This is a genomic window from Pseudomonas nicosulfuronedens, assembly GCF_005877905.1.
GTDB lineage: Bacteria > Pseudomonadota > Gammaproteobacteria > Pseudomonadales > Pseudomonadaceae > Pseudomonas > Pseudomonas nicosulfuronedens.
In genome coordinates this window covers 173,649-188,914 of record NZ_SWDV01000013.1, presented here as the reverse complement: position 1 = coordinate 188,914, position 15,266 = coordinate 173,649, and the positions used below count along the sequence as shown (strand labels likewise).

Annotated in this window: 17 protein-coding genes; 2 read left to right on the top strand and 15 right to left on the bottom strand. The window is 65.3% G+C overall.

The window, feature by feature from the left end; translation table 11 throughout:
- Window positions 1-29: 29 nt before the first annotated feature.
- Together FAS41_RS13740 and FAS41_RS13735 are read right to left on the bottom strand one after the other, a co-directional pair.
- Entirely contained in the window at window positions 30-1,868 is a 1,839-nt protein-coding gene (locus FAS41_RS13740) for a DUF1302 domain-containing protein (RefSeq protein ID WP_138523081.1), read from the bottom strand.
- 141 nt (window positions 1,869-2,009) lie between these two features.
- Window positions 2,010-2,543 (bottom strand): RBBP9/YdeN family alpha/beta hydrolase, encoded by a 534-nt coding sequence (locus FAS41_RS13735; RefSeq protein ID WP_425467715.1) that lies wholly within the window; start codon window positions 2,541-2,543, stop codon window positions 2,010-2,012.
- Between the two features lie 374 nt (window positions 2,544-2,917).
- Here FAS41_RS13735 and FAS41_RS13730 point away from each other — a divergent pair, with 374 nt between their 5' ends.
- Window positions 2,918-3,922, top strand: a complete 1,005-nt coding sequence (locus FAS41_RS13730) for an AraC family transcriptional regulator (RefSeq protein WP_138523154.1) — start codon at window positions 2,918-2,920, stop codon at window positions 3,920-3,922.
- A gap of 568 nt (window positions 3,923-4,490) precedes the next feature.
- Here the strand turns inward: FAS41_RS13730 and FAS41_RS13720 are convergent.
- The 9 genes from FAS41_RS13720 to FAS41_RS13680 form a co-directional block, all read right to left on the bottom strand.
- Window positions 4,491-5,501: a YeiH family protein gene (locus FAS41_RS13720; RefSeq protein ID WP_138523075.1), complete on the bottom strand. Its 1,011-nt coding sequence runs from the start codon at window positions 5,499-5,501 to the stop codon at window positions 4,491-4,493.
- Window positions 5,498-5,824: a Rieske (2Fe-2S) protein gene (locus tag FAS41_RS13715; RefSeq protein ID WP_138523073.1), complete on the bottom strand. Its 327-nt coding sequence runs from the start codon at window positions 5,822-5,824 to the stop codon at window positions 5,498-5,500. Before FAS41_RS13715 ends, FAS41_RS13720 begins: the two co-directional genes overlap by 4 nt.
- Window positions 5,821-6,486 (bottom strand): DsbA family protein, encoded by a 666-nt coding sequence (locus FAS41_RS13710; protein ID WP_138523071.1) that lies wholly within the window; start codon window positions 6,484-6,486, stop codon window positions 5,821-5,823. Before FAS41_RS13710 ends, FAS41_RS13715 begins: the two co-directional genes overlap by 4 nt.
- Window positions 6,486-7,775: an MFS transporter gene (locus tag FAS41_RS13705; protein WP_138523069.1), complete on the bottom strand. Its 1,290-nt coding sequence runs from the start codon at window positions 7,773-7,775 to the stop codon at window positions 6,486-6,488. The genes FAS41_RS13710 and FAS41_RS13705 overlap by 1 nt, the downstream gene beginning before the upstream one ends.
- An 89-nt stretch (window positions 7,776-7,864) precedes the next feature.
- Window positions 7,865-8,917, bottom strand: coding sequence for a beta-keto acid cleavage family enzyme (locus tag FAS41_RS13700; protein ID WP_138523067.1), 1,053 nt, complete (start codon window positions 8,915-8,917; stop codon window positions 7,865-7,867).
- A gap of 44 nt (window positions 8,918-8,961) precedes the next feature.
- Window positions 8,962-9,810, bottom strand: a complete 849-nt coding sequence (locus tag FAS41_RS13695; RefSeq protein ID WP_138523065.1) for a TauD/TfdA dioxygenase family protein — start codon at window positions 9,808-9,810, stop codon at window positions 8,962-8,964.
- A 10-nt stretch (window positions 9,811-9,820) separates the two neighbouring features.
- Window positions 9,821-10,801, bottom strand: a complete 981-nt coding sequence (locus tag FAS41_RS13690; RefSeq protein ID WP_138523063.1) for a quinone oxidoreductase family protein — start codon at window positions 10,799-10,801, stop codon at window positions 9,821-9,823.
- 289 nt (window positions 10,802-11,090) lie between these two features.
- Entirely contained in the window at window positions 11,091-12,050 is a 960-nt protein-coding gene (locus FAS41_RS13685; RefSeq protein ID WP_138523061.1) for an HlyD family secretion protein, read from the bottom strand.
- A 3-nt stretch (window positions 12,051-12,053) separates the two neighbouring features.
- The gene (locus tag FAS41_RS13680; protein WP_138523059.1) at window positions 12,054-12,425 is read right to left on the bottom strand and encodes a DUF3302 domain-containing protein; all 372 of its coding nucleotides are present in this window, start codon (window positions 12,423-12,425) and stop codon (window positions 12,054-12,056) included.
- Between the two features lie 213 nt (window positions 12,426-12,638).
- On the opposite strand from FAS41_RS13680, the gene FAS41_RS13675 reads away from it, so the two are divergent.
- Entirely contained in the window at window positions 12,639-12,827 is a 189-nt protein-coding gene (locus tag FAS41_RS13675) for a hypothetical protein (RefSeq protein ID WP_138523057.1), read from the top strand.
- 28 nt (window positions 12,828-12,855) lie between these two features.
- Here FAS41_RS13675 and FAS41_RS13670 read toward each other — a convergent pair whose 3' ends face one another.
- The 4 genes from FAS41_RS13670 to FAS41_RS13655 all read right to left on the bottom strand — a co-directional run bounded on the left by FAS41_RS13670 (window position 12,856) and on the right by FAS41_RS13655 (window position 15,257).
- Complete coding sequence (locus FAS41_RS13670; protein WP_138523055.1) at window positions 12,856-13,104, bottom strand: hypothetical protein; 249 nt, start codon at window positions 13,102-13,104, stop codon at window positions 12,856-12,858.
- A gap of 105 nt (window positions 13,105-13,209) precedes the next feature.
- Complete coding sequence (locus tag FAS41_RS13665) at window positions 13,210-13,494, bottom strand: hypothetical protein (RefSeq protein ID WP_138523053.1); 285 nt, start codon at window positions 13,492-13,494, stop codon at window positions 13,210-13,212.
- Between the two features lie 87 nt (window positions 13,495-13,581).
- Entirely contained in the window at window positions 13,582-14,133 is a 552-nt protein-coding gene (locus FAS41_RS13660; protein ID WP_138523051.1) for an SCO family protein, read from the bottom strand.
- A 2-nt stretch (window positions 14,134-14,135) separates the two neighbouring features.
- On the bottom strand, window positions 14,136-15,257 hold the full coding sequence (locus tag FAS41_RS13655; protein WP_138523049.1) for a hypothetical protein: 1,122 nt from the start codon (window positions 15,255-15,257) through the stop codon (window positions 14,136-14,138).
- Between the last annotated feature and the right edge of the window lie 9 nt (window positions 15,258-15,266).

The window sequence follows — 15,266 nt, the reverse complement described above, 5'->3', positions numbered from 1 at the left end:
CTGCTTCGAGCTCGAAGCCTGGGGTGAAATCAGAAGGTGGCCTTCAGGGAGGCGGTGACCATGCCGCGGTCCTTCAACAGGGGCGCGAGGCCGCCCTGCGAGGTGATCTGGCCGGGAATGCACTGGTACTGGCCGTTGGCGCCAGGGGTGTTGTTGTCGCGGCCGCTTTCGCAGGTGTCGAAGGGGCCGAAGGCGTCGACGTACTTCAGGTCCAGGCGGTACTTCTGGTGGAAGTCCGCAGCCACGCCGATGGAGTAGCTGCCGGCGTCTTCGTTGCCGCCCAGCTGCACTGCCGAGTTGCCGTGCAGGCCGACGTTGTAGGCCATGGGCATGGACAGGTCGACGCCGGGGAAGGCCTGGTACCAGGTCGGGGTGAAGTTGGCCGACATGGCGTAGGCATTGGTGGTGACCTTGTCGACGCCGTGGTAGCTGGAGTCACCCTTGAAGGTCTGCTCGCCTTCGGTGACGTCGATCAGGTGCGTCAGGGTGCCTTCCACGGCCAGGGACGAGGCGTCCCACAGCGGGGTGGCGCCGAAGGTGACCAGGCCGTTGAGCACGACGTGGAAGGTCTTGCCGCGAGCGAGGCCGGTGTCGCCGTCGCTGGGCAGCTCGCCGATCAGGTTGGCGCCGTTGACCGCGCCGCGCTTGGCCGCTGCATAGAGCGTGGAGTTGACCGTGGTGAAGTTGCTCGCCAGCGGCATGTTCTCGCGGTAGTTCAGGTCCATGCCGACGCTCACCCCGCCGATTTCCTTCGACAGGCTGATGCCGTAGATGTCGATGTCGTCGGCATAGGCGGTGATGTAGTTCATCCCCTGCAGGCCGGCGAGGCCGGGCTTGTGCAGGTTCGGCGCGTCGATGAGCACCGCCGGCAGGGTGTCGGAGGTGTTGCGGTAGTAGAAGCCCAGGGTGCCGTCGAGCCATTCCGGGCTCCACTTGGCCATCAGGCCGAAGTCGCCGGTGTTGCTCGGCTCGCGGTCATGGCCACGCGGCGCGCCATAGAAGGCGTTCTGCGCAGGCAGCGGCAGCCAGAAGACGTTGCCGCCGTCGTTGAGCATGTCGTAGGGGCCCATGTAGGTGCCGCCTTCGGGGAAGCGCGAGTTCTCGAACTCGAGGAAGTACTGCGCCGCCAGGGTCAGCTCGGGGTTCACGGTCAGCGAGGCGGACAGCTGGTTGCGCGGCATGAACAGCTCTTTCGCCTCGGTGCCGGGCACGTTGTACAGCTTGCCCAGGTCCAGGGCCGACTGGCCGTAGTTGATGCCGTTGGCGGCGCTGAACAGCGTCTCGCCCCAGTAGATGGTGTGGCGGCCGAGCTTGCCGCTGAGCTGCATGTCGTCACCGACCTGGTGGCTGGCAAAGACGAAGGCATCGAGCAGCTCACCGGACGGGCCGTTGTAGTAGCGGTCGGCGAAGGTACTCAAGCCATGGGTGGCCGGCTGTGCACCCCGCGGGGAAATCACGGTGCCGTTGCGGCTGACCAGGTGGCCGGCGTTGCCCTTCTGGCCGGGGAACGGGTTGTCCGAGCCGACATCATCGTAGGCATGGTCGTACCAGCCGGCGGCAGACAGGCGGAAGCCCATGCTGTCGCGGTAGACGAAGTCCAGTTCGCTGAGCAGGTCGAAACGCTGGGTCACCGGAGTGCCGGAGGAGAAGTTGCGGTCGCCGTCGTTGGTGTTGGCAGTACCGGCGATCTTGCTGTTGGGCGACTCGACCCGTTGCCCGTAGCTGAGCTTGACGGTGTTGTCGAAGCGAATCGACAGGTCGGGGTTGCCGGTGTCCAGCTCGAAGGCCTGCAGCGACTGGCTGGCCATCGCGGTGACGACAGCGGTTGCCAGCAGGCAGCGTTGCAGGGGGTTGCTCTGATGATGCATGCGTGTGCTCCGTTTCTTGTTGTGGTCGGGACGCTTTCCGGGCCCGTCCCGCAGCCCCTTTCGCGTGCGCCAGGGCGCACGAGGGCCTGCCCCGGCGTGAACGCCGGAACCGGGGGTTGCTGTTGAGTCAGGGGTGGTGAATCAGCTGTCCAGCATCTGGATCAGCGCTTGCGCCTCAGGCCAGTCGCCGAATCCCGAAGCGGGGTTGAGGTGGCCGACACGGCCCAGTTCCACCAGGCTGGCGCGCCAGTGGCGGGCCATGCGCTGCACGGCCTCAGGGCTCGCCAGCGGGTCGTTGTCACTGCAGGCCACCAGCGTGGGGAATGGCAAAGGCTCCAGCGGCAGTGGCGCCCAACCCATTTCGGCCAGGACCGCCGGCTTGGGATAATGGGCAGGCCAATCGCCGTCGAGATCCGGCGGTGTAGCCAGCAATGCGCCCTTGATCGGTCGGCTGTAGCGTGCCGCCCAGTGGGCGACCATCAGTACACCGGCACTGTGGGCAACCAGGATCACCTCGCCGTCGATGCTTTCCAGTTCGCGCTGGATGGCATCGACACGGGCGCTCAAGTCCAGCTTGTTCTCGGTCAGCGGCGGCACGCTGCGAACATTGGGCAGGCGCTGCTGGAGCAGGGTCTGCCAATGCTCGGCCACGTGGTCGCGCAGTCCGGGGACCATGAGGACGGTGGTGGAAGTCTTGTTATGGCTCACCGATTCACCTTTGCCGTGATTTCGAACTTGTTGGACAGACAGTAGAGATGCACCGGTGAAGGTGCTTTGCATTGAGCGTCAGGCACTTCGCATTTGATGACAGGCCCTGCCCCGCCTGAAGCCTCGCCGCCCGGCTGCATGGCTTGCACCACGGGACGTACGGCGCATTCCAGAGCGCCGCAGGCACTGGCCGAACTGCGAAACTTCGTACACGCTTGGTTACAGCTGCCGATAGAATCTGCTGTCATCGACCCAGCCAGCGTGCGCTCGGCCGTCGGCGTCCCCGGACCCCGCCGGCACGCAGCAACCACAAGAACAAGAAGGCGATCGGCATGACTCCAATGGTTCGCATTGCGGCCCTGACCAACTACCTGGAAGTGGCCCGACACCTGGGCCTCAACCCGCAGCAGCAACTGAGTGCGGTGGGCCTCTCTCAATCCATGCTCGAGCACCCGGAGCAGCGCATCCCCGTCTCCGCGGCGGTCGGTCTGCTGGAGGACTCGGCGCGCATCAGCGGCTGCGAGACCTTCGGCCTGCGCATGGCCGAATCGCGCCAACTCGCCGACTTCGGCGTGATCAGCCTGCTGCTGTCGCACCAGGCCACCCTGCGCGAGGCAATGGACACCATCATTCGCTACCGCCACCTGCTCAACGAATCCCTGGCGCTGTACGTGGACCAGGAAGGCAAGATGGCGATCCTGCGCGAGGAACTCCTCACCGTACCGCCGATGCCCATGCGCCAGGGTCTGGAGCTGGCCCTGGGTACGCTCTACCGCCTTTGCGCCGCCCTCCTCGGCCCGCACTGGCGACCGATCAGCGTCAACTTCAGCCACGACGCCCCGGCGGACCTGCAGGTCCACCGGCGTCTGTTCGGCTGCAAGATCGAATTCGGCAGCGAGTTCAACGGCATCGTCATCCCCGCCGCCGACCTCGACGCCGCCAACCCGATGGCCGACCCGGCCATGGCGCGACATGCGCGAAGCTTCGTCGACTCCCTGCCCGGCGCCACCGACGGCAGCACGCTGAACGAGGTGCGCAAGTCCATCTACCTGCTGTTGCCCATGGGCCGCGCGACCATCGAGCAGATCGCCCAGTCGCTGGGGCTGAACGTGCGCACACTGCAACGGCGACTGGAAGACAACGGGGTGACCTTCTCCGACCTGATCAACGAAGTCCGCCGCGAGCTGGTGCTGCGCTACATGGAGAACCCGCGCTATTCGCTGGGGCGCATCGCCGACCTGCTGGGGTATTCGATGCCCAGCTCGTTCACGCGCTGGTTCGCGGTGCAGTTCGGTGTGTCGCCGGCGGCCTGGCGCAAGGAGCATCTGGGGCGGGAGGGGGAGTGATTCATTCCTGATAGGACGGTGCGGTGCGGTTCGCGAGCAAGCTCGCTCCTACAAGAGCACGCTTTGGCTTTGGCTTTGGCTTTGGCTTTGGCTTTGGCTTGGCAAGGCTTCCAGATAAACGTCAGCGCACTCCGAACGCCCCGTTCAGGAGGCCTCGTTGAAGCGGAGTTTCGGGGGTTGAGCGGCATGGATGCCGCGAGAGCCGCGATGGGCCAGGGATGGCCCTTCGCGGCGGGCCCCTGAAACTCCGATCACCTTCGGCCTCCTGAAAGGGGCATTCGGCGCGCGCGGAAGTTTCTCTGGAAGCCCTCAAAAGCCAAAACCAAAACCAAAACCAAAACCAAAACCAAAACCAAAACAGTTCGCAGGATGGGTGTTTCACCGATTACGTCGGCGTTATCGGGGGGCCAAGGTGATCGGAGTTCCTCTGGAAGCCCTCAAAAGCCAAAGCCAAAACAGGAGTCTTTGCGTAGGGCGCATAACCCGGAACGGGTTATCCGCCGATACCACGTCGGCAGATAACGCTGGCACGTTATGCGCCCTACGACTTACGACCGACGCAGCGGGATCAACCCGCGACCTTCAACATCCCCAGCACCAACAGGGCCAGAAACACCGTCTCCCCCACCATCAGCAGGATCGGTTTCACTCCCACCGTCGCCAGCGCCTTGAGCTGGGTCTTCATCCCCAGCGCTGCGATGGAAATCACCAGGCACCACTGCGACAGCTTCCCGCCCGCCTCCACCACCAGCGACGGCAGGAAGCCGGTGCTGTTCACCGCCGCCAGCAGCACGAAGCCCACGGCGAACCACGGCAGCAGCGGCGGACGCTTGTCCCCCGGCTCCACGCCGCGGGCGCGGGTGATCATCGCCGCGCAGAGGATCACCGGCAGCAGCATGGCCACGCGCATCAGCTTGACCACCGTGGCGCTGTCGCCCACGTCCTTCGAAAGGCTGTAACCGGCACCGACCACCTGGGCCACATCGTGGATGGTGCCGCCAAGGAAGATGCCCGCCTGCAATGGCGGCAGGCCCAGCGAGCGGACGATCATCGGGTAGAGGATCATCGCCAGGGTCGACAGCGCCGAGACACCGAGCACGGTGAACAGCGTGGCCTTCTCCTTCTGCGTGTGCGCTGGCAAGGCCGCCGCCAGGGCCAGGGCTGCCGAGGCGCCGCAGATAGCCGTGGCGCCGCCGGTCAACAAACCGAAGAGGAAGTTGAAGCCCATGGCTCGGGCCGCCGCGATGGACACCAGGATAGTCACCGTGACCAGCACCACCACCATGACCACCGGCTGCCAGCCCAGCTCGGCGATCTGCCCGAAGGTGATGCGGATACCCAGCAGTGCCACGCCCAGGCGCAGGATTTCGCGGGCGGTGAACTCGATGCCGGCCTTGCAGACGCTGTCGGCGGAGAGGAAGTTCATCGCCAAGCCGAGCAGCAGCGCAAAGAGCATCACCGGCGCGCCATAGTGTTCGGACAGGAAGGTGGCAGCGGCCGCCACCATGGCGCTGACCAGCAGGCCCGGCAGCAAGGTGCGGCTGCGGCTGCCGAGGGCAGAAATCGTCAGCGCGGTCATGCCGACACCTCTTCATCGGCAATCACCACGTGGCACTCGCCGGCAATCCAAGAGATCCCGTGCCGGCGCAGGCCGAAGCCCTTGATACCCGCCGGGCAACCCGTGGCCACATCAAAGCGCAGGCCATGGGCCGGGCACTGTAGCCAGCGGCCATCCAGGCGACCGCTGAACAGCGAGGCGCCAGCATGGGGGCAGCTGTCGCCGATGGCATGCAGCTCGCCGTCGATATCCAGGAGCAGGATGAGCCCCTGCTCATGGTGGATCAGGCTCCGGCCGCCGCGCGCCGGCAGGCGTTCGGCGGGAATGTGCAGCACAGCATTCATGCCGGGATCGCCTCCGGGAACTGTCGTTCCAAAGCTCGGTGGAGGGCTGCCAGCAGCTGTTCCGGGCTCTGCCCGCCCAGGGCGAAGGCACGGCCTTCAAGGAGGAACATCGGCACGCTGGAGTCCGCCAGGGCGACGCGGCGGCCGATGAACTGGCGGGCACCATCGGCCAGGGCATCCTCGAAGTCAGCCTCCTTGAAATCGCAGGCGCGCAGCAGACGGCGCAGGGTGTCGCGGTTGCCGATGTCCTGGCCGAGCTGGAAGTGCGCGCGGAAGATCATCTCCAGCAGCTGCTCCTTCTGACTCTCGCTGCCTACGTGCACCGCGCGCTGAAACACCCGGTGCGCATAGGTGGTATTGGGCATGGTGAGGATGCGTTCGAGGTCGAGATCGACCTTGGCGCCCTCCGCCGCCCGCCGCACTTCGCCCATGCGTGCCTTCACAGCACGCTTGCCGCCCAGACGGCGCTGGTAGAACTCGGCAAAGGGTTCGCCGTCCATCGAAATCTGCGGCAGCAGTTGCAGGCCGAGCCAGTTCACCCGCACCTGCAGCTCGGGGCGCTGGCGGGCCAGCAGGCGCAGCGCGACGTCGAGGTTGCGCTTGCCGATCAGGCACCAGGGGCAGATGAAGTCGAAAGTCATGTCCAGATTGAGAGTCGGCATCAGGCGCCCTCCTCTTCGCCGCGCAGGCGGCGCATGTCGTTGTGGTAGTGGCGGCGGGCGTAGATGAACACCAGCGCGGCGAGGATGCTCAGCAGCGGGATGAGCTGGAAGGCGCGATCCAGGCCGATATGGTCGGCCAGTACGCCGGTGAGCAGCGGGCCGGGGGCCAGGCCCAGCAGGTTGTTGGCCAGGGTCAGGGTGGCAAAGGCAGTGCCATGCACAGCGGGTGCGGTGAGGTTGGCAACCATGGCGCCGGACGGCCCCGAGGTGCCGGCCGCGACCAGCATGCCCATCGCGAGCAGGCTCAGTTGCGCGGTGCCCGGCGGCAGGTGGAAGGCGATGGACAGCAGGACACAGCTGACCAGGCAGAAGCCGATAGCGAGAATGATCTTGCGCGGTGGATTGGCGCGCCCCAGACGGTCGCAGAGGATGCCGCAGAGCACCATGCCACTGCCGCCCACCAGCACGATGACCGCCGAGATCAGCCCGGCCTTGCCGGTGTCCAGGTGGTAGTAGCGGTTGAGGTAGCTGGGGATCCACACCATCACCGCGGCGGCAACGAACAATTGCAGGCCGCTGCCCAGATAAGCGGCGATCACCGAACGGCTGCCGAACAGGCTGCGCAGCGAGCGTCCGCCGGCCTGTTGCCTGGCTTCAGCGGCGGCAACCGGCGCGATGCGTTTCTCGCTGACGATCAGCGGATAGAGCAGCGCCAGCAGCAGGCCGAACAGCGCCATGCCGGCAAAGGCCCAGCGCCAGCCCAGGTGCGCGGCGAGCACCCCGCCCAGGCCCATGCCGAGCACCGAGCCGAACATGCCGCCGGCCATGAAAGCTCCGGTCAGGGTGGCGCGCAGGTGCGCCGGGAACACCGAGATGACCACGGCGATGCCGACGCTGCCGTAGGCGGCCTCGCCGACGCCGACGAAAAAGCGTGCAGCGAACATCTGCGGGAAGGTCTGCGCCACGGCGCAGCCCAAGGTGGCGAGGCTCCAGAGCATGGCCATCAGCGCCAGGCTACGCACGCGTCCCCAGCGGTCGGCGAGCAGCGACAGGGGGAAGGTCAGCAAGCCGACCATCACCGCGACGATGCCGCTGAGCAGGCCGAGCTGCGCATCGCTCAGGGTCCATTCGACCTTGAGCAGCGGAAAGACGGCGTTGAGCACCTGGCGCGACATGTAGTCGGAAATCAGCAGGCCGAAGGTCAGGGCAAACACCACCCAGGCATAGCGGCGCGGCACGCTGGGTTCAGCGGCAGGGATGTCGCCCAGGGCGACGGAGGGGATGGCCATGGCGATAGTGCTCCGGGTGGGTCAGTGGATTCTTGTTGTTCTGGTTGAAAGCCGGCGCGGGTTACTGGCAGAACCCGCGCCGGAGCCTGTCACGCGCGTTGCGGGACGGACTTCTGGCCCGGCTGGCGGTTGGGCGCCATGCCGTTCATGCGCAGGGTTTCCTCGACGCTGTCGTACTGCACGCCGATCTTGTAGATGGCGCGCGCTTCCTTGCCGCTGGCGACCTCGCGACCCAGTTCATGGGCGACGCGGACGCACTGCTGGATCTGCTCCACCGAACTCATGCGCTGGCCGTGCTGGCCGATGATGGTGTCCTCGATACCGCAACGCGGGTGCAGCCCCATGGCCATCGCCATCATGTTGAACGGCAGGACGTTCTTGAGCAGCGATTCGGCAGTGACGGTGGCGCCGTCCGGAGCGCGGTGCACGAAGTTCATGAAGTTGAACGGATTGGGGCCGTCGAAGCCGCCGCCGATGCCGATCCAGGTCAGGTTCAGCGGGCCCTTGTAGACGCCCTTGCGCACCAGGCGCTCGAGGGTTTCCAGGGCGTGCATGCCGGTGAGCTGGAAGTGCGGCTGGATGCCGGCGGCCTGCAGGCGCTTGAGGTGTTCCTCGACCCAGGCCGGGCCGGCCGGCACGGTCATCTCGCTGTAGGCTGCCTGGTACAGCGGGTTCTCCAGGGAGGTGCCCTTGAGGTACTCCGGGTAGAGCAGCTCCATGATGTTCATCTGGGTGGTGTTGATCGCCACCGTCACCTGGTCGGGCTTGGGAGTCAGCTCGGCGAGCATGTGCCGGGTGTCGTCGGACAGCCACTTGGCCGCTTCGCCGTCACTTTCCGGGGCGAAGGAAATCGAGCCGCCGACCTGGATGATCATGTCCGGCACGGCTTCGCGTACGCCGGCGATCAGCTCGTTGAACTTGGACAGGCGCTTGGAGCCCTTGCCGTCCAGCTCACGTACGTGCAGGTGGAGCACGGTGGCGCCGGCTTCATAGCAGTCAACGGCCTTCTGCACCTGCTCGTCCATGGTCACCGGGATGTCTTCGGGGAAGTCCTCGGGCATCCATTCCGGACCATAGGGCGCGGTGGTGATGACCACCTTTTCCTGGTTCTCGGGGTGCAGCGAATCGTCGAAGAATTGCATGTCTGTCTCCTGGAATTGTTCTTGTAGGGGGCTTGTTTCGAGACTCAGAACGGCTTGTCGCCGATGATCCCGGCACGCTCCATGCGGCGCGTGCAGGGTGGGTAGTCCATCACCGCGTAGTGCTGGGTACAGCGGTTGTCCCAGATCGCCACATCGTTCTTGCGCCAGCGCCAGCGCACCTGGAACTCGGGGATGTACACCTGGCTCACCAGGTAGCGCAGCAGGTCCGAGGCACCCGGGTTGGCGTCCTGGCCGAAACGCACGTTCTGCGGGGTGTGGTAGTTGCTGAAGTGGGTGGTGAAGGCGTTGACGAACAGCACCTTCTCGCCGGTCTCCGGGTGGGTGCGCACCACTGGGTGCTCGGCGTCGGGGTACAGGGCCTTGAGCGCCAGGCGCTTGTCGATGGGCATCGCCGCGCCGAAGCTGGCCTCGATGCTGTGGCGTGCGCGCAGGTTGGCGATGCGCTCCTTGATCTCGGCCGGCAGCATCTCGTAGGCCAGCGCCATGTTCGCCCACATGGTGTCTCCGCCCACCGGCGGGCACTCCACGCAGCGCAGGACGCAGCCCATTGGCGGCACCTCGCGCCAGGTGGCGTCGGTGTGCCAGGCGTTCTCGTAGCGGTCGTTGGGCAGGTCCGGAGTCTTGTAGATCCGCACCAGGCCCGGGTGCTCCGGATCGCTGCCGGCCACCGGGTGGTCCTCCAGCTCGCCGAAGCGATGGGCGAAGGCGACGTGCTCGGCACGGGTGATGTCCTGGTCGCGCAGGAACAGCACCTTGTGCTTGAGCAGCAACTCGCGCAGCTCGGCGAACAGCCCTTCATCGCGGGAGGCGTCGCCCAGGTTCACCCCGGATATCTCGGCGCCGATGCTGCAGGTCAGACGTTCTACGTGCATGGCGGCGCCCTCAGATGACGAAGATCGACGAGCCGGTGGTCTTGCGCGACTCGAGGTCGCGGTGGGCTTGCACGGCATCCTCCAGCGCGTAGTGCTGGTTGATCTCGATGCGGATGTCGCCATTGCCCACGTGGGTGAACAGCTCGTCCAGCAGCGCCGCCTTTTCCGCCGGGTCGGCGATGTAGTCGGCGAGGGCCGGACGAGTGAGGAAGATCGAGCCTTTCATCGCCAGCAGCACCGGATCGAACGGCGGGATCGGGCCAGAGGCGGTGCCGACGCAGACCATCAGGCCTCGGCGCTTGAGCGACTCCAGGGAGGTCATGAAGGTGTCCTTGCCGACACTGTCGAAGACCACGTCCACGCCACGGCCATCGGTCAGTTCGCGCACCCGCTCGGCCACGCCTTCGCGGCTGTAGTTGATGACGTGCTCACAACCGTGGGCGAAGGCGATCTCGGCCTTGGCGTCGCTGGACACCGTACCGATGACCCGCAGGCCGAGCAGCTTTGCCCACTGCGCGACGATCAGCCCGACACCGCCGGCGGCAGCATGCAGCAGGATGCTCTGGCCCGGCTTGAAGTCATGGATGCGCCGCAGCAGGTAGGCCGAGGTCAGACCGCGCATGGTCATGGCGGCAGCGGTCTCGAAGGCGATGTTCTCCGGCAGGCGGATAAGCGGCGCCGCCGGTACCAGGCGCTCGGTGCTGTAGGCGCCGAGGGTGTTGATGAAGCCGGTGTAGGTTACGCGGTCACCGGGCACGACGTTGTTCACACCCTCGCCCACCGCGACCACCACACCGGCGGCCTCCACGCCCATGCCGCTGGGCAGCGGGACGGCGTAGGTGCCATTGCGGAAGTAGGTATCGGCGTAGTTCAGGCCCACCGCCACATGGCGGATGCGCACTTGCCCCGGGCCGGGCTCGCCGACCTCCACGTCCTCGTAACGCAGGACTTCGGGTCCCCCTGTTTCATAGAAACGAACGGCTTTGGCCATGGCCGGAATCTCCAGTTGTCTTGTTGTCGTGGGCGCCCCGTTTGGAGCAGGCAAGCGCCCTTTGAGCGGACAATAGGCAGGGGCCGGGCAGGAAGCTTCACATCGTGCGACAGGGGCTTTTCATTTCATGACAGGCAGCACGCGCCCGATTTTCGTAGGAGCGAGCTTGCTCGCGAACAGTGTTCACCGGCGGCACAGGCGCAAAGCGATTCGCGAGCAAGCTCGCTCCTACAGGGGGGCCATTCTGGGGGGAACGGCTGCGGCCGGGCGGCCGCAGCGCGGGGATGGATCAGTGGAACGGGAAGATGTAGTTCATCCAGGCCGCCATGCGCAGGAGGATCTTGCGCATGATCGCCACGTGGTGGAAATGCTGGCTGTACAGCGCCGCCTGGCCGTAGGAGCCGCCGGGCATCAGGGTGGCGTACTGGGCGTAGTCGGGGTCGGTGATCTCGATGAACACCGGCACACGGCCAGCCGGCGGTGAGCCGGTGTAGCTGAGCAGGGTGCCGGAGGGCTGTACCTGGCCTTCACCGATCACACCGATGACCTGCTTGACCTTGCCACTGAAGACCTTGCCGGGAATGCCGTCGAAGGCAATCTCCGCTTCGTCCCCGGCGGTGAGGCGCAGCTGGCTGTTCTGGCGCATCCAGGCAACGAAGTACTGGCCCTCGTCCGGCACGAAGACCATCGAGGGACGCAGCGGCAGGCGTGTCGCCATCATGCCCGGGCGCAGCGAAACGTGGGTGACGAAGCCTCGGGACGGAGCACGCACCACCGAGTTGTCGAGGTTGAACTGGGCCAGCCCCAGTTGTGCGTTCAGGTCATCGACCCGTGCGGTGGTCAGATCGACGTCGCGCTTGTTGCCCACGTTGCGCAAGGCCAGTTCGCGGGCGCGAGACTGGTCGGCGCGCGCCGACACCAGTTGCGCCTTGATCGAGTCCAGTTTCAGCTGGAACGGTTTGGGATCAAGGCGGAAGAGCACGGCACCCTTCTCGATCAGCTCGTTACTCTTCACCGGTACTTCGATGACCTGCCCGGTTACTACCGGAATCACTGGCGTGGTGACGAAATAGGTACGCGCCACTTCGGAATACGGGTGGTTGTAGTTCATGGTGAAGATCAGCGCACCGATCAGTACCACACCGCCGAGCACGGCGGTTGGGACTGTCCACTTGTTCAGCGGGATGCGGAAGATCTTGAAGATGGCAATGCAGATGGCGGTGTAGGTCAGGATCAGCAACAAATCCATGCTTCAGCCCTCCCCGCCCGGCTGTTTCGGTACAGGCGGCGTGTCGGCGCCGGTCGCTCTGCCTTCCAGTACTTCCAGACGGTGGCGCAATTCCGCCAGTTGTCCTTCGAGATACTCCGCCTCGGCTTGCGGTGTTCGGCCGTGGTGGAATCCCCAGCCACGGTCCTTGCGGTACAACATGGCCCAGATCCAGAGGAACGGCCAGAGTGCGTGCAGGGTGAAAAGACTCACCCATCCGGCCGCGTGGATCGCGTCCTGATGGGGGTGATCGCGGTGCACCGCGATCTCATAGGGAATGTCGTGCAGCACGATGATGCCGTAGAACAGCACCACCGCGGCAAAAATCAGTATTCCCAAAGCAACGTAGTCGAGCATCCCGCCCTCCTTGCCACCTGGCCCAGCGCCAGGGCGAATGGCTTGAGTATGGATGAGCCCCGGCGTTCTGCACGAGCGGCGAGAGGGCCGCACGGCGCGGTTTCGCACAATCGCCAGATACCAAATGCCGCAGACGCCCCATTCGTCAGGCCGGGCCCTCCAACACCGGGTTTTCGCTTTCACTCGTGGGAGGGATCATCCAGGAGACATGCCATGGGCAAGTCCACTTTTCTGCTGCTGATCGTCGCACTGGCCGTGCTGCTCGGCGGCTCATCCTGCGGTACTCACAATCGCCACCCGGACGCGCCACCCCCGCCGCCCATGGACGAGGGTCAAATGGGTTACCAGCGCATTCCTCAGCAACAGATCCAGCCACAGGTGCAGTCCATCCCGCGGCGCTAGGGCAAGCGTTCTTCGCCGCAGCGAAACCTCACGGGTGCCGAGTACGGAGCCTGCCCGCCGGGCTCAGCAGGATCAACCGCGCCACCAGCAGGGCCAGCAAGCCAACCACGGCGAAGACGATGAGGATCGCCACGCCGCCACCCTGGTCGAGGAAATCGGTCAGCGCCGCGAGGGCCGCGGCGAGGAACAGCAATACCACACCGAACCACTGCATCCGCAGGGCGCGCAGGTGCCAGGATGAGCGCTGATGGCTCAGGAAGTTGCTCTCGTTGTCCATTTTGCAATCTCCGCGAGAGGTGTTCTTCCACGCTATCAGGCAATCCGGCGGACGGAGCGATAGCTGACGAAACGCTCGCCAGCGGGCCGATCCGCCGACATGGCATCACGAAAATGGCCTGCGGTTCGCCTGGTCGCCCGCTCGCTTCTTGTCTGCGGGGCTCATCAGGTAAACGGTGAGGATGAACCGTGCCGGCACCAGCGACAGAAGCCCCAGCGCTCCCAGTATGGCGATGGCAGTGATGCCTCGCGGGTGTTCGGTGAAATCGGTGAAGAGAGCCAGCGACACGGCCACGATGAACATGACCAGCCCGAACCCTTGCATCCATCGCGCACGGCGGAACCAGGGGGACTGGCGAACGGCTTGCAGGTTCTCGACTTCATCGTTCATGACAGATTCTCCAGCGGGGGTGATCCGTCACGCTAACAAGCGTCGCAGAGCCTCAGCGACGTGACAGGCGAAAGTGCCAACCCGTACTCACTGACTCAGTTTCTGCGCGACACGCTCGACGATCTCCTCCTCCTTCAGCCCCCGGCCGAAGTGGTCGAGATAACCGCCCTCCCTGTCCAGCAGGAACAGGAAGGTGGAGTGATCGACCGTGTAGTCACCGGGCCTGTCGCCAGTGGGTACCTTCTTGTAGAACACGTGATACTCGTCGGTAATGCTGGCGATCTCCTGCGGCGTGCCGGTGAGGCCGACGAACTCCGCATCGAAGTGCCCGACATAGCCCTTGAGCTGCTGCGGCGTATCGCGTTCGGGATCCAGGGTGACGAAGATCGGGCGGGGTTTCACGCCCTTCTCCTGCTCCACCGCGCGGGCGATACGCGCCATCCTGGCGAGGTCCGTCGGGCAGATGTCCGGGCAGGAGGTGAAGCCGAAGTAGAGCAGCGCCGGACGCCCTTCGTAGCTGCGCTCGGTCACTCGCTGGCCGTCCTGGTCGATGAGGCTGAACGGCCCGCCGACATCGGTGCGGGTCGCTGCCTCCAGCGTGCCCACCAGCAGTGCCAGGCAGAGTATCCAGAGCCGCATGGTCAATAGCCTCCCGAATAGGTCAGCGCCAGGCCGACGATGTTGGAGTTCTCACCCTGTTGTTTCTGGGTGCCGGCGGAGACGTCCAGCTTGAGCTGCCCGGTGATGTTGTAGACCACGCTGAATTCGTTGAGGTAGTCGTCGGGCGTATCGCCCAGGCTGTAGCTCTTGTTGGTGCGCGTCAGGCCGAAGGCCCACAGGCCCCAGTCGAAGGTCAGCGAGGTGGTCAGGTACTTCGTGTCGTTGCCGGCAATGGCGTCCTCGTTGTCGACGTCGGCGTACTCGATGAAGGGCACCAGGTCCATGTATTGCCGGTCCAGCGTCGGCCCCAGGGTATTGCCGTGGAAGGCCCAGATATAGCGCGCCGACGCCAGGCGGATGACCTCGTCGTCCGGTTCGCCTTGCCCCTCCACAGCATCGCCCTCGCGGCTGCGCGCGTAGCCGGCCTGCAATTCCAGGTAGGGAATCGCCGGGATCGCCAGCCAGTTCACCATCACCGCATAGGAGTCCAGCTTGCCGGTATTGGCCGGGCCGCCGGCGTCCTTCTTGAGCATCTCGCCGTGGCGGAAGTACGGCCGGCCCAGGTAGGAGTTGTCGGCGGTATACAGGCTCAGGTTCGGTTCGATATTGCCCAGACTCTGGCTGAAGAAGCGGTACGAGTAGGTACCGCCGAGCATGCCGTCCATGTCGTAGGTATCGACGAAGTCGCTGGTATAGAGCCCCGGTGCCTGGTCCATGGCGCGGCCGATGGGTACGTGGTACTTGCCGACGACGAAAGCCTGGTTGTCGAACTGCTGGTAGTAGTCCAGCTCGTTGATGACCATGCCGACATCTTCGAAGAAGCGCTTCTCGCCGTTGTTCGGCGGGTCGATCGGGTTGATCTCGGTGGAGAAGCGAATCTGCGAGTCGCGGCTGAAGCGCAAGTAGAAGGTGCTGTTGATGTCCGGGTAGCCGTCCAGCGTCTCGCGGCCGCCGGGCTGGGAGTGGTCGGCGCGGGTGTAGTCGTACTGGAAGGTGGCGTCGTAATCCAGGCCGACGTTGGGGTACTGGCCGTCGTCGGCGTGCGCGACGGGACTGGCCAGCAGTGCGCCGAGCAGCGGCAGGGTCAGGCGGTTGGGGTTCATGGCGGCGCC

Bases quoted from the DNA above. Each gene is read 5' to 3' on its own strand.
- FAS41_RS13740 (WP_138523081.1), bottom strand. From the start codon at position 1,868: ATGCATCATCAGAGCAACCCCCTGCAACGCTGCCTGCTGGCAACCGCT.
- FAS41_RS13735 (WP_425467715.1), bottom strand. From the start codon at position 2,543: ATGGTCCCCGGACTGCGCGACCACGTGGCCGAGCATTGGCAGACCCTG.
- FAS41_RS13730 (WP_138523154.1), top strand. From the start codon at position 2,918: ATGGTTCGCATTGCGGCCCTGACCAACTACCTGGAAGTGGCCCGACAC.
- FAS41_RS13720 (WP_138523075.1), bottom strand. From the start codon at position 5,501: ATGACCGCGCTGACGATTTCTGCCCTCGGCAGCCGCAGCCGCACCTTG.
- FAS41_RS13715 (WP_138523073.1), bottom strand. From the start codon at position 5,824: ATGAATGCTGTGCTGCACATTCCCGCCGAACGCCTGCCGGCGCGCGGC.
- FAS41_RS13710 (WP_138523071.1), bottom strand. From the start codon at position 6,486: ATGCCGACTCTCAATCTGGACATGACTTTCGACTTCATCTGCCCCTGG.
- FAS41_RS13705 (WP_138523069.1), bottom strand. From the start codon at position 7,775: ATGGCCATCCCCTCCGTCGCCCTGGGCGACATCCCTGCCGCTGAACCC.
- FAS41_RS13700 (WP_138523067.1), bottom strand. From the start codon at position 8,917: ATGCAATTCTTCGACGATTCGCTGCACCCCGAGAACCAGGAAAAGGTG.
- FAS41_RS13695 (WP_138523065.1), bottom strand. From the start codon at position 9,810: ATGCACGTAGAACGTCTGACCTGCAGCATCGGCGCCGAGATATCCGGG.
- FAS41_RS13690 (WP_138523063.1), bottom strand. From the start codon at position 10,801: ATGGCCAAAGCCGTTCGTTTCTATGAAACAGGGGGACCCGAAGTCCTG.
- FAS41_RS13685 (WP_138523061.1), bottom strand. From the start codon at position 12,050: ATGGATTTGTTGCTGATCCTGACCTACACCGCCATCTGCATTGCCATC.
- FAS41_RS13680 (WP_138523059.1), bottom strand. From the start codon at position 12,425: ATGCTCGACTACGTTGCTTTGGGAATACTGATTTTTGCCGCGGTGGTG.
- FAS41_RS13675 (WP_138523057.1), top strand. From the start codon at position 12,639: ATGGGCAAGTCCACTTTTCTGCTGCTGATCGTCGCACTGGCCGTGCTG.
- FAS41_RS13670 (WP_138523055.1), bottom strand. From the start codon at position 13,104: ATGGACAACGAGAGCAACTTCCTGAGCCATCAGCGCTCATCCTGGCAC.
- FAS41_RS13665 (WP_138523053.1), bottom strand. From the start codon at position 13,494: ATGAACGATGAAGTCGAGAACCTGCAAGCCGTTCGCCAGTCCCCCTGG.
- FAS41_RS13660 (WP_138523051.1), bottom strand. From the start codon at position 14,133: ATGCGGCTCTGGATACTCTGCCTGGCACTGCTGGTGGGCACGCTGGAG.
- FAS41_RS13655 (WP_138523049.1), bottom strand. From the start codon at position 15,257: ATGAACCCCAACCGCCTGACCCTGCCGCTGCTCGGCGCACTGCTGGCC.